The organism is Psychroflexus salis, assembly GCF_014640175.1.
Lineage (GTDB): Bacteria > Bacteroidota > Bacteroidia > Flavobacteriales > Flavobacteriaceae > Psychroflexus > Psychroflexus salis.
In genome coordinates, this window is sequence record NZ_BMGL01000012.1 from 106,903 (window position 1) to 120,022 (window position 13,120).

Annotated in this window: 10 protein-coding genes; 8 read left to right on the forward strand and 2 right to left on the reverse strand. The window is 32.1% G+C overall.

Annotated elements, in window-relative coordinates:
* Positions 1–25: 25 nt before the first annotated feature.
* Positions 26–376, forward strand: a complete 351-nt coding sequence (locus tag IEV63_RS10945) for a 4Fe-4S dicluster domain-containing protein (RefSeq protein ID WP_188406858.1) — start codon at positions 26–28, stop codon at positions 374–376.
* Between the two features lie 615 nt (positions 377–991).
* Here IEV63_RS10945 and IEV63_RS10950 read toward each other — a convergent pair.
* Positions 992–5,425 carry a translocation/assembly module TamB gene (locus IEV63_RS10950; protein WP_188406859.1) on the reverse strand — a complete coding sequence of 1,478 codons (4,434 nt, stop codon included), beginning with the start codon at positions 5,423–5,425 and terminating at the stop codon, positions 992–994.
* Between the two features lie 163 nt (positions 5,426–5,588).
* On the opposite strand from IEV63_RS10950, the gene tsaD reads away from it, so the two are divergent.
* From tsaD to IEV63_RS10970, 4 genes are read left to right on the forward strand one after another with little or no spacing between them, the layout of a single operon-like run.
* Positions 5,589–6,611 (forward strand): tRNA (adenosine(37)-N6)-threonylcarbamoyltransferase complex transferase subunit TsaD, encoded by a 1,023-nt coding sequence (tsaD, locus tag IEV63_RS10955; protein WP_188406860.1) that lies wholly within the window; start codon positions 5,589–5,591, stop codon positions 6,609–6,611.
* A gap of 47 nt (positions 6,612–6,658) precedes the next feature.
* Entirely contained in the window at positions 6,659–7,282 is a 624-nt protein-coding gene (locus tag IEV63_RS10960) for a peptidylprolyl isomerase (protein ID WP_188406861.1), read from the forward strand.
* A 3-nt stretch (positions 7,283–7,285) separates the two neighbouring features.
* Positions 7,286–7,996, forward strand: a complete 711-nt coding sequence (locus tag IEV63_RS10965; RefSeq protein ID WP_188406862.1) for a 16S rRNA (uracil(1498)-N(3))-methyltransferase — start codon at positions 7,286–7,288, stop codon at positions 7,994–7,996.
* Positions 7,997–7,998: 2 nt separating this feature from the next.
* On the forward strand, positions 7,999–8,646 hold the full coding sequence (locus IEV63_RS10970; RefSeq protein WP_188406863.1) for a DUF4159 domain-containing protein: 648 nt from the start codon (positions 7,999–8,001) through the stop codon (positions 8,644–8,646).
* Between the two features lie 213 nt (positions 8,647–8,859).
* Here IEV63_RS10970 and IEV63_RS10975 read toward each other — a convergent pair whose 3' ends face one another.
* Positions 8,860–10,263: a trypsin-like peptidase domain-containing protein gene (locus IEV63_RS10975; protein WP_188406864.1), complete on the reverse strand. Its 1,404-nt coding sequence runs from the start codon at positions 10,261–10,263 to the stop codon at positions 8,860–8,862.
* Between the two features lie 155 nt (positions 10,264–10,418).
* Here IEV63_RS10975 and dapF point away from each other — a divergent pair, with 155 nt between their 5' ends.
* The 3 genes from dapF to mltG are packed head-to-tail and all read left to right on the forward strand — an operon-like array spanning position 10,419 to position 12,755.
* Positions 10,419–11,207 (forward strand): diaminopimelate epimerase, encoded by a 789-nt coding sequence (dapF, locus tag IEV63_RS10980; protein WP_188406865.1) that lies wholly within the window; start codon positions 10,419–10,421, stop codon positions 11,205–11,207.
* Positions 11,195–11,722 carry a GNAT family N-acetyltransferase gene (locus IEV63_RS10985; RefSeq protein ID WP_188406866.1) on the forward strand — a complete coding sequence of 176 codons (528 nt, stop codon included), beginning with the start codon at positions 11,195–11,197 and terminating at the stop codon, positions 11,720–11,722. Before dapF ends, IEV63_RS10985 begins: the two co-directional genes overlap by 13 nt.
* Positions 11,712–12,755 (forward strand): endolytic transglycosylase MltG, encoded by a 1,044-nt coding sequence (gene mltG, locus IEV63_RS10990; protein WP_188406867.1) that lies wholly within the window; start codon positions 11,712–11,714, stop codon positions 12,753–12,755. Before IEV63_RS10985 ends, mltG begins: the two co-directional genes overlap by 11 nt.
* The last annotated feature ends 365 nt before the right edge of the window (positions 12,756–13,120 follow it).

The following is a 13,120-nucleotide window of genomic DNA, read 5'->3' on the forward strand; positions in this document are numbered from 1 at the left end:
GAACAAAATTACTAAAAAAATAAAGATGGCTATCAAGATAACAGACGAATGTATAAATTGTGGTGCCTGCGAGCCTGAATGCCCAAATACAGCAATATATGAAGGTGCAGACGATTGGCGTTATGCCGATGGTACCGATTTAGAAGGAAATATAGTTTTACCTAACGGAAAAGAAGCCAATGCAGAAGAAGCGCAAGAACCTATAGACGACGAAGTGTATTATATTGTTGCCGATAAATGTACAGAATGCATGGGATTTCATGAAGAGCCCCAATGTGCTGCAGTTTGTCCTGTAGACTGTTGTGTTCCTGATGAAGAACATGTAGAAACAAAAGAAGAATTACTTGGCAAACAGGCATTTATGCATAAAGAATAATTTTATAACCCCGTTTTTTATTAGTAATTGCTAAATTTGAATACTTACCTTAAGTAGTTTATTGCTGTATTTATCCGACTTATAAAGATAATAAACATGAAAAAGAAAACATTCAATTTACTTTTTATAATTATCTCAGGAGCCTTATTGTTGATTATATTGGAATTTGACTTACTGGAAAAGTATGGAGGATTATCTTTAATACCTATCATGTTGGCCTATTTCCTTGGACAATTTTCTGAAAGGAAGTTTAAAAATTAAACTTGTTGAATATTATACATAGGTTCTGAAAAATTAAAATTCGCTTTCAATCAATTTAATGGTGTAGAGCCTTAATTTTATACTTTAAGTATTCAATTATTAACTGAATTATCACCTTACTTTTTACAGGATTTGTTTTTTCTAATCGAGTTGGAATAATTCCTTAGCTTCTGTTTACACTTATGTTATACCAATTTGACTATTAAATGCCATTAATATAGCGAAAATGCATTTTTTAGCTGGCTAGGGTAGTTGTGTACCTTAAGATAGAAGTAAAAATGAATGCGTTAAATAGCTTCATTTGATGGCTAGATTCCTATGATGTGTAATTTGTATCATATTCTTGAAATTCAATTAATTTAATGAACTTGGTAGTTCTATATAATCGGGTAAAACTGATTTTTCATTTTTCATTTTTTCGGTACTTTCTTTTTCAGTTTGGTCTTGTTTTTTGACTGGTTTGTTTATAATTTTCTTTACCAAATCTCTTAAACTTTGAAAGTCGACACTGTACGATAAACCAATTCCTTGTGTGTAAGCTAATTCTTCACCTATAAATTGTATATCGCTTTCTCTATTAAACGCATTGGCTCGTAAGGATCCTGATTCATTTAGCAATAAATTAATTTCTACATCACCAAAAACGAAGCTTTCTGTAGTACCGCCAACGGGAACACCAAAACGACCATTAATGAGAACGCGATCGCTAATTTGTGTTTGAAAACTCATTCCCACACGATCTCCAGTTTGGTTTTGATTGGGTGTACGTTGAGCTTGTGTATAATCTAAGCCTACCTTAAATTTACCTTCATCGTCTGTAAACAATTTATCAATAAGACCTGAAGCCCCTTCAACTAAATTTCCTGTTATGGCACCTTGTCCACCAATACCTTCAATATTGTAGAATGTACCTTGGGCAACCAGAGAAATAGCTTGTATTTCTGTATTTTCTCTACCTTGAATTCGGTAATCTAATTCCGATTTTATAATAGATGATAAATTGGGATAATCAATATCAAAGTTTATGTCAGGTTGAACTAATTCTCCATTTAAGCTAATTTTTACTTCTACAGGTATATCTCTATTAATGCTTGGATTTTCTAAAATCATTGCAGGATTTGCCTGTGTTCTGTAAATGGCTTCTACATTCATATTAGCTTGTAATGGGTCGCCGTTCCATGTAAGTGTTCCGCCTGGTACAACCGAGAATTTTTTGTTTACTAATCCAGCATATTTAAAATCGTAAATTCCTTCTTTGGCTTCAAAATCACCAAACATATTAAACTTTCCATTGGTATCTATTTCAATCAGCAAGTTACCAGTACCGCGACCACGCAGTGTACTTCCGCTTTCTTGGTCAACAACAATTTCTACTTCTGCATCTTCAGTAATATCTAAATCAAAATTTAAACTTAAACCTTTTACATCTCTAATCTCTAGGCTTTTGCCTTCAGCTTTTGCTTGTTTATCAGCTTCAGTTAAGAAATAAATAAAAGATGCATCGGTTAAAAACTCAGAATCGTCTAATGGTATCCTAAATAAGGTGTTTTTATTGGTCGTAGCGTTTACATTGATTTCTAGGTCGTCGGTAGGACCAATTATTTCGGCATAACCTGTAATAAAAGCAGTACCATAATATAGTTTTCCGTCTTCAAATTCGGTATCTAATGCTACAAAGTTTGCACCGCTAATGTTTAAATCTAACTCCCAATCACTATAGTTATTATGTCCAATTAATCCATCTAATCTAGCTGTGCTTTCATAGTTGGTATCTTTAAGTTCTACTTCTGTAAATATAAATGCATTTTTTAAAACGTTTATTTCTGTATTTCCTAAAAAATCGTAATCAATATTTAAATAAGGTATTTGTAGACCACCCTTTTGAAGCAATAAAGTTCCTTCTAAATTAGGCGCATTTAATCGATTTGTGACTGCTACTTCTCCCGTTAAACGCCCACGCATTTTACTAATTACATCTCCACCTAATGGCGAAAACATACTTAAATCTAAGTTATTAGTATATAATTTAGCATTTATAAATTGTGTTTTGTTCTGCTTATAAATTTCTCCTTTAGTTTTAAATAAAGTGTCATTTTTACGAGTTAAAGCAGCTTTAATATCAAAATTTTCTAAGCCTTGTTTCCCATTGGCAAATAAGGCTAATTTACCTAGTGGGGTTTGGTTTACACTAAAATCAACAATATTAAAGTCTATATTGGGCTGATATTCTCCTTGGTCTTGAAATAAATAAGCTTTCCCATTCACTATACCAGCTAAAGCAAGACTATCTATAGTTGGGGTTATGGTTGCAAGCTGAACTTCGTTAAAGTCTAACGAAACATTTTTATAAGTTGAATCGCGTACAATTCCATTTAGCTTTACAAAGCTATTTTTGTGTGAAGCGACGATAGAATCAAACTCAATATTTTGAAAGTTTTCGCCAATAACCAATCGGTTATTTTGTTGTTTTTCTTTTTGAATCTCCCACTGGTAGTCTTTAATTTTAAAATTAGATTTTTCTAATCCAAAAATCAATTCGTTTTGGTCGGTAGAAGTTTGGTATAACTTTAACTGAAATTTATCTTGATTATTTTTACCACCAACTGCATTAGCTTTTATAAACAAGGTGTCGTTTTGTGTTTGATTTATAATTTCTAAATCGCTGGCTTCGTAAATCGGGGTTTTTATTTTTTCGATATTTACCAGTGTATTGAGTAAGGGATCTTTATTATCAATTTGCAGATTAATATTGGTAAATACATTATTGTATGCTTCAATTTCTGGTGAAATAAAATTAAGTCGAAAATAATTTTCGTTAGCTACAATACTTCCTTCTAGACTCGTGCCTGGATCAAATCGAACTTGTGGAAAAATAGCTTCAACAATTTTGCTATTAATGTTGAATTGAAAATCTACGTAAGCAAATTTTTCAAGTGAAACTGGTTTTTTTCTGTAATACAAATTCCGAAATGCGTTGAGTGTAATTTCAGGTAATTCTGTTAATTCAAAAATACCAGTTAGGCTTCCTTCAATAGCATCGGGCGAGTCTACTTCAATGTATTTTATATCATCTTCAATTCGAGAAGTTAACTTGAAATTGCTAAACTCTAATAGTTCATTTTCATTTCTATAAATAAAATTATTTAAGTCTATGTTACCAGTTAAATCGTTTATATCTTTTCCCTGCATATTAATATTTACATTCCCAGCAATTTCAGAAATACTATCGCGGGTAAATAAATTGGTTTCCTGCAAGTTTAAATAATTGATTTTTGCTTCGAAGTTGTAAAGATTTTGCTCGTTATCTAAGTTAATTAAGCCTGTAAAATCCATATTAATGTTAGGGTCGTTAATTTTAAAATCACCATTAAACTCGGGCTCTTTTAATTTACCATTTACATTTATATTTCGATAGGTATACTTATTAATATCAATTTCAAATATTTTTCCTTGTAATTCTGTGTCTAAATATTTTCGTTTAAATCCTTTGCCATCAATCTTTAAATCGAAACTTACAGAACCCAATTTTTCTTCTAGTAAAAGTTTGTTTAAAAGTACGTTATCAAAGCTTAAATCGCCTTGGTATTGTACATTTTGTTTGTTGTTTAAATCGGTAAAATTAAGTTTAACATCTGCGTTTCCTATGGCTGTAGTCGCTGTAAAATCTGAAGTTAAATTTACGCCATTTAACAAGGTGTATCCTTTAATATTAAAAACCCCAAAACGACTCAACTCTTCTGGTAAATTACCACCTAATAATCGAGGTAATAAGTTAGCTAAATCTGAATATTGGGTCTGTAAAACCGTAAAATTTCCTTCTAATATAAAATCATTTTCAGGATCAAACATATTCGAAAAGTATAGCTTTTCAGCTTTTATTTCAGAATTAATCATTCCTTTTAAAGCTATATTTTCTAAGCTAAATTGATTTAAGGTTCCTTTTAAGTTTGCATTAAATTGTATGCGTTCACCGTAACCAAATTCATTATATAATTTAGCTAAATCTGAAGTAGATAAGTCGGTTTTTCTGAATTCTGCATCCCATTGCACACGATTGTTGAAATCTGAAAAATCTCCATATTCGTAATTCATTATTACATCAGCTTGTATAGATGAAACATCGGTAATTAAATGAAGCTCTTTCAATTGAAGTTGATGTGGTGTATAACTAAAATTTGTTCTTAAATCTTCAATTTCGAATGTTCTACCTGTTGTCCCAGAAAGCTTCCGTATGCGTGTTGAAATGTCACTTCCATTAACTCTAAAGTCTTCAGCATCGAGTACCATGTCTTGTATGCTGAACAATTCAGGATTTTCTTTAGCATAATCGGTAAATGAAAAATGTGTTTCGGTTGCTAAAATGAAATTTGCAGAGAGTCGAAATGCATGGTTAGCTATTAATGAATCTTTTGGTTTATTCGTATCAAAACGATTTATAAACTGAATTAAATTATCTTCATCCTCATCTTTATATCGAACTAGATTGAACCTAAGCCCATTAATTTCTGTGTTATTTAGTTGAACTGAATTATTCCAAAAAGAAGCTAAACTAATGAATGAAGTTGAAAACTTACGCATATAAATTAATGTATCCTGCCGATGGTCTTCAACAAATACATTTCTTAAATTAATATCGCCATTTAACTTTACTTGAAGCGCTTCAACATCAATAGTAGTGTTGTACTTGGCATTGATATTTTGTGTTAATTTTTTAGCAGTATAGGTCTGCACCTTTGGAATAGTAAAAACTACAACTACCAAAAGCAGGAATAACAATAAGGCAATCATGATTTTGCCAAGTATGCGTATAAACTTTTTAATAGCTTAAGGTTTAGTATAATTTATCAAGGAATTCAAATATAATGCTTTTTAAAAACAAGGCTTCAAATAATTTCAATTCTGCTACAAATTTAGTTAGCTTTGCCTGAATAATCGTTACAAAATAAACCAAATGCAAAACAATGATTCCGTGTATATTTTAGGTATAGAATCTTCTTGCGATGATACATCGGCTGCTGTTTTACACCATAGGTTACCACTAAGTAATGTAATTGCCACACAAAAAGTACATGAAGCTTATGGTGGTGTAGTTCCCGAATTGGCTTCAAGAGCACATCAAAAAAACATTGTTCCAGTTGTATATCAAGCTTTAGCTGAAGCCGGTATTACTGCCAAAGAACTTTCTGCTATTGCTTATACGCAAGGCCCTGGTTTAATGGGCTCGTTGTTGGTTGGGGCTTCGTTTGCTAAATCTTTTGCCATGGCATTAAACATTCCATTAATCGAAGTGAACCATATGCAGGCCCATTTGTTAGCTCATTTTATTGAAGACGATGCACAAAAATCACCCACTTTTCCGTTTCTAGGAATTACAATTAGTGGTGGGCATACACAAATTGTAAAGGTAGATTCTGCATTTAAGATGGATGTTATAGGAGAAACCTTAGACGATGCAATTGGCGAAGCTTTTGATAAGTGTGGTAAAATGATGAAGCTTGACTATCCCGCTGGCCCAATTATTGATAAATTAGCAGCAAAAGGAAATCCAACTGCTTTTCGTTTTTCAAAACCAAAAGTAGAAGGTTTAAACTTTTCATTTAGTGGTTTAAAAACAGCAGTATTGTATTTTTTACAACGAGAAACACAGAAAAATCCAAATTTCATTGAAGAACATATCAAGGATATATGTGCATCTTTTCAATATACCGCAGTTTCCATTTTAATGGATAAAATTAATGCAGCTATTGCACAAACTGGAATTAAAAACATAGCTATTGGAGGGGGAGTTTCTGCTAATTCTGCTATTCGAAAAGCTTTGTTAGAAGCCGATGCCAAGAACCAACTTATAGCATATATACCAAAATTTGAATATTGTACCGATAATGCAGCTATGATTGCTATTGTTGGATACTATAAATTTAAAGAAAAAGATTTTGCCCAGCATAAACTTGCACAAGCTAGATTAACAATTTAAAAAAAATATTTTAACCTAAACTATTCAAACTATTTACAAACCAACTTATGAAACATTTTTTATTTACTATTATTTTAATTTCTACAGTATCCAGTTTTGCACAAAGCAGATTATTTAACCAATCGTATAATGAATTAGAAGGATTTGGTTTTAGCAGCGAAGAAATTGCCGAATATGAAAATGAAGGCGAACTTGAAGTTTTTAATGAAGCAAAACACAGCACCAAACTGGCTTCGATTTTATTCGATAAAAAAATAGGGAAGAAGCACAAAGAAAAAACACGAACTGGTAAAAAAAATTACGAAGTAATTGCCGAACGAGAAGTAATGCATTACCGAATTAATTATATCTTTTTAGACGGGAACAAAATGTCAGAAAAAGCTATACAGCGCATGCGAGCGAAAATAAACGAAATGTTAGACAAAGGTATTCAATTCGAATCGCTTGCAAGACAGTATTCTATGGATGCTAACGCCTACAATGGCGGAGATTCTGGATGGTTTAAAAAAGAAAGAACAGTGCCTATTTTCTTTTCTAAAATTACCGACCCTAAATTACTTGCCAACGAAGTTTACTCAATAGATTTACCAGATGCTAATTGGCATTATTTGGTTAAAAAAACTTTTACACCAACTACTCTTCGAGAAATATTAGTTTTAATATACGAATAATTTATGCAGCTTTTTTATCACTCTTTGCTAAACCTTGAATGTAAACAAGTTGTTTTTTCAAAACATGAAAGTCAACATATTGTAAAAGTTTTACGCAAACAAGTGGGAGATGAAATTGAAGTAACCAATGGTTTAGGCGATTGGTTTTTATGTAAAATTACGCAAGCTCAACCCAAAGCTTGCCATATTGAAATTTTAAAACACAAGTATTATCCTAAAAACCACAATTATGTTTTACATATGCTTGTTGCTCCTACCAAAAGCAACGATCGTTTTGAATGGTTTTTAGAAAAAGCAACTGAAATCGGCGTAGATGAAATTACTCCAATTTTAACTGAAAATTCTGAGCGAAAGCGAATAAAAATAGAGCGATATGAAAAAATTATTCTAAGTGCAATGAAGCAATCACTTCAGTTTCATCTTCCTAAAATAAACAACTTAACACGTTTTGAAAATGCTTTAAATGTAAATAGTCAAGTTAAATACATTGCACATTGTGAAGATTATTTAAAACAACAGGATTTGCTTCATGCTATTGTACCCCATCAAAATTATGCTATATTAATAGGACCTGAAGGCGATTTTAGCTCACAAGAGATTCAAGCGGCTCTAAAACATAATTTTAAAGCTATTCGTTTAGGCAAAAATAGATTACGAACTGAAACAGCAGCTATAGTGGCATGTCATACTTTCTCAATTAAAAATTCAATTTAATAATGTATCGTTTTTTTGTAAGTTGTTTGTTGTTGATTAGTAGTTTTGGTTTTAGCCAAGAAATTGCACTTTTAAAATATCAAGGTGGTGGTGATTGGTATAGTAATCCTACCGCATTACCCAATTTAATAAATTTTAGTAATCAACAAATTGGCACCGCTATCGACCCAAAACCCATTACAGTTGAAACAGCAAGTCCAGATTTGTTTAATTATGCTTTTGTGTATATGACAGGGCACGGTAATGTTTTCTTTTCAGAAGAGGATGCAAAGAATCTAAAAGATTATTTACTAAGTGGAGGCTTTTTGTTGGTAGATGATAATTACGGAATGGCACCTTATTTTAAGGAAGCTATAAAGACTGTTTTTCCAGATAAAGAATTGGTAGAATTACCTGTTACACATCCAATTTTTAATTCACATTTTAAATTCCCAAAAGGCTTACCCAAAATCCATGAACACGATGGTTTACCACCACAAGCATTTGGAATTTTTGATAAAGATAGGCTTTTACTTTTGTTTACTTTTGAAAGTGATTTAGGCAACGGCTGGGAAGACCCCGAAGTACATAACGACCCTGAAGAAGTGAGAGAAAAAGCTTTACAAATGGGAGCAAACTTAGTAAAACACGTTTTTATAAGCGAACCCTAAAATCTTGCTAAGCACAAATTATAAATACATACAATGCTTATGAAACTGTTTTATGATTTTATGAGCAAAACACATTTCTTTAGCTTCTTTTTCAACATTTAAGTGGGTGTTTTTCCAACCATTCTATCACAAAAAAAGCGTCAAAAAAATGAATGTTTTTTTTGACGCTGATTACTACTCATACGAATATTTCACCTAGCATCTAATCCCTTCTTACCTAAAAATATAAGTCTTTTCTTTGCCACTGGGTCCTTTGAATGTTACTTTTAAAGGATCTGAGAATGCCTTTTTAGAAATCACATCCTCCACATCTTTTACATTTTTAACAGGTGTATCATTAATTTCTGTAATTAATATTCCAGTTAAGTTTTCTGAAGCCAATCGTTGCGAAAGCACTCGGTTAATTCTTACTCCATACTCGGCTTTAAATTCTTTTAATTCTGAAGCAGAAGCATTGCTTACTTCAATACCTAAATCTTCAATTTTATATACTTCAAAAATACTTAATTCAACAAGAGTTTCTCTTTGTTTATTATTTCTTAAGTAAGTAACTTCGACTGTTTCACCAGGGTTTTTGGTACTGATGTATCCTGTTAAATCTGCAAATTTTCTAATTTTAATCTGATCGATTTGCGTTATAATGTCTCCTTCTTTTAAGCCAGCTTCATTTGCTCCAGAATTTTCATCAACACTACCCACATAAAATCCTTGTGTAACATCCAAATTGAGTTCTTTTGCATTTTTTCCGTCTAAATCAACACCTCGAACACCTAAAACTGCTTTTCTTACACTGCCAAACTCCATAATATCTTCTATAATTTTTTTAGCATTGTTGCTCGGTATTGCAAAAGAATAACCTATAAATGAACCCGTTTGCGAGGTAATGGCAGTATTAATTCCAATAAGTTCTCCGCGTTTATTGACCAATGCACCGCCGCTGTTTCCAGGATTTACGGCAGCATCAGTTTGAATAAACGACTGCATTCCCGCTTTTCTTGGATCTAAATTTCTTGCTTTTGCACTCACAATTCCAGCGGTAACGGTTGATGTTAAATTAAACGGATTGCCTACGGCTAAAACCCATTCGCCTAGTTGCAATTGATTGGAATCGCCAAAAGTTAGGTATTCTAAATTTTCAGCTTCAATTTTTAAAACTGCTAAATCATTTTCAGCTGCTTGACCTAAAACTTCAGCTTTATAAACTTCATTGTTGTTTAAAGTGATTTCTACTTCTGTAGCACCTTCAATTACATGGTTGTTAGTTACAATTAAACCATCTGGACTTATAATTACACCCGAACCCATTCCACGAACGGCTTTACGTTCTGGACCACTACCAAAGTGATATTCAAAAATATTTCTTGGCACTCTTGCGGTGCTAACATTCTTAACATGCACTACAGCATGTACCGTATTTTCTGCAGCTAAAGTAAAGTCTGGCAGCTCTGTTTCACTAGTAGTTGATAGATTGTAAGAAGTAGGCACAATTGGAGTTTGTAAATTTGTGTTTTCTGGTAGATGAAAATTTGTTTCATTTTCAAAGAAAAACTGATATCCCAATAAAGTTAAACTGCCCGCTAAAATGCTAACAATAAAAAATCCCATGTATCTTTTCATAATATTTAATTTTATAATTATAAATTTTTGATGAATACTTTGATTTAATAAACGCTAAATTATTTTGAATCGTCTACGTTTAAAATGTTTTTAACTACATTTTAACCCACTTAAAAATACTTACAAATTGTATATTTGCCCTTAAAATAGCTATTTTGAAAACATCTTTTTATAAATACCAAGGCGCAGGAAACGATTTTATTATGGTAGATAATCGTAATCTTGAATTTAAAGCTAGCACAGCTTTAATTGCTAAATTATGCAATAGACGTTTCGGTATTGGAGCTGATGGTTTGATTTTATTAGAGAATGAAGTAGAAAATTCAGTCGATTTTAAAATGGTTTATTACAATTCAGATGGTAATGAAAGTACGCTTTGTGGTAACGGTGGTCGTTGCATTGTAGCTTTCGCAAAACAATTAGGCATCATTCAAAAAAGTTGTCATTTTATGGCGATTGATGGCTTACATCAAGCGCATTTTGAAGCAGAATTGGTAAGTTTATCTATGCCAGATGTTCATCTTATACAATCTTATCATTCAGAAAGTTTTTATTTAAATACTGGATCTCCACATCATGTTGATTTTTTGTCAAGTATTGCAGGTCTTGATGTACAAAAAGAAGGTGCTCGTATTAGAAATTCAAATTTATACGGAAAAGCAGGCAGCAATATCAATTTTGTTGAAGTGCAAGATAATTTTATGAAAATACGCACCTACGAACGTGGTGTTGAAGATGAAACCTTAGCTTGTGGAACAGGAGTAACTGCCGCAGCAATAGCAGCACATTTTGCAAAAAAAATAACGGGGAACGAAGTTGCTGTACAAGCCATAGGTGGAGATTTAGCCGTTCGTTTTTTATTGCAAAATCAAGTGTATACTCATATAGAATTAGTCGGACCGGCTAAATTTGTTTTTAAAGGAGAAATAGAATGCGAAGCTTAAAAGGGAACAAAGTAATTTTACGTGCTTTAGAGCCAGAAGATTTATTGTTTTTAGACGAAATTGAGAACAATGAAAAATATTGGCATTTAAGCAACAGCCAAACCCCTTTTTCAAAATATGTTTTGAAACGCTATTTGGAGCATGCCCTAGAAGATATTTATACATCAAAACAACTGCGTTTAGTAATTACGAACTTAAATGAAAATGCAGTAGGATTTATCGATTTATACGATTTTGACCCCAAAAACAATAGAGCAGGGGTGGGAATTATAATTCACGAAAAATTCAGACAAAAAGGCTTTGCTTTTGAAGCACTCGATATTTTAACCAATTATGCTTTTGCTCACTTAAACTTGCATCAATTATATGCTGGTATTAATCATAATAATATAGCGAGTTTACAATTATTTCAAAAATTAGATTTTGAAATAGTCGGTTTAAAAAAAGAATGGAATTATTTTAACGATGCTTACCACGACGAATATTTACTTCAAAAAATAAAAAATGCACTTTAAAAAAATTATTTTACTTATCGCCGTTATTGGTTTATTAGCAATTGGCGGATTTAGCTATTACATCTATCAAACTATTTTTTCGCCTAACACATCCTTTAGCGAAGACCAAAAAGAAGTATTTATTAAATCTGATGCTACTTATCGTGATGTATATTACCAACTTAAACCTTTGTTGAAAAACCCAGACGGATTTCATAAAGTGGCGAATAAGAAAAAATATTCTACCAATGTAAAAGCTGGTCGCTATATGTTGAAAAAAGGAATGAACAACAACGACATTGTTAATATTTTACGTTCTGCTAATTTACCCATTCAGGTCAGTTTTAATAATCAAGATTTTGCTGAATTGTTAGCTGGAAGAATTGCTGAACAAATTGAAGCTGATAGTTTGAGTATTTTGAAAGCTATAAAAGATAAAGCTTTTCTTCAAAAAAACAACTTATCGGAAGCAACACAACTTAATATTTACCTACCCAACACTTATGAAATGTATTGGAATACTTCAGCAGAAGAATTTAGAGCGCGAATGTGGAAAGAATACCAAAAGTTTTGGAATAAAAAACGAACAGACAAAGCAGCTCAATTAAAATTAACTCCAAACAATGTAATTACCTTAGCATCTATCGTGCAGAAAGAAACTGCAAAAGTAGACGAACGTCCTAAAGTAGCTGGTGTGTATTTAAATAGATTAAAACGCGGAATGAAGTTACAAGCTGACCCGACAGTAATTTATGCGTTAAAGAAAACTCAACAAAATTTTGATACCATAATCAAGCGGGTTTTATTCAAAGATTTGCAAATCGATTCGCCTTACAACACTTATGCATATGCTGGCTTGCCACCAGGACCCATCGCCATGCCAGACATCAGTTCTATCGAAGCAGTTTTAAATGCAGAGCAACACGATTATTATTATTTTGTAGCTGATTTAGAACGCGTTGGTTATCACAAATTCGCTAAAACCTTAGCGCAGCATAACCGCAACGCAGCAACATACCGACAATGGATGAATAAACAACGTGTTTACCGCTAGCTGGAAATTAAAAACTAGCCATGGGCTTTAAATTTATTTGTATGCTTTATATGTAATTCTTCAATAATTAAAATACAATGCTCACATAAAGTCCACATAGCTTTTCGTAAACACTGCAAAATTGATTAATTGCTTACTCGGTATTTCCAATAAGTAGTCTTAGATTGAAAATTTTCAGTAAACTTTTGCGAACAATATATTTTTGTCTGTCCTCTGTTATCAGTCACTATTCACTATTCACTATTCACTAATAACTATTCACTAATAACTATTCACTAATAACTATTCACTAATAACTATTCACTAATAACTATTCACTAATAACTATTCACTAATAACTATTCACTAATAACTATTCACTAATA

Bases quoted from the DNA above. Each gene is read 5' to 3' on its own strand.
- IEV63_RS10960 (WP_188406861.1), top strand. From the start codon at position 6,659: ATGAAACATTTTTTATTTACTATTATTTTAATTTCTACAGTATCCAGT.
- IEV63_RS10950 (WP_188406859.1), bottom strand. From the start codon at position 5,425: ATGATTGCCTTATTGTTATTCCTGCTTTTGGTAGTTGTAGTTTTTACT.
- tsaD (WP_188406860.1), top strand. From the start codon at position 5,589: ATGCAAAACAATGATTCCGTGTATATTTTAGGTATAGAATCTTCTTGC.
- mltG (WP_188406867.1), top strand. From the start codon at position 11,712: ATGCACTTTAAAAAAATTATTTTACTTATCGCCGTTATTGGTTTATTA.
- IEV63_RS10985 (WP_188406866.1), top strand. From the start codon at position 11,195: ATGCGAAGCTTAAAAGGGAACAAAGTAATTTTACGTGCTTTAGAGCCA.
- IEV63_RS10965 (WP_188406862.1), top strand. From the start codon at position 7,286: ATGCAGCTTTTTTATCACTCTTTGCTAAACCTTGAATGTAAACAAGTT.
- IEV63_RS10970 (WP_188406863.1), top strand. From the start codon at position 7,999: ATGTATCGTTTTTTTGTAAGTTGTTTGTTGTTGATTAGTAGTTTTGGT.
- IEV63_RS10975 (WP_188406864.1), bottom strand. From the start codon at position 10,263: ATGAAAAGATACATGGGATTTTTTATTGTTAGCATTTTAGCGGGCAGT.
- IEV63_RS10945 (WP_188406858.1), top strand. From the start codon at position 26: ATGGCTATCAAGATAACAGACGAATGTATAAATTGTGGTGCCTGCGAG.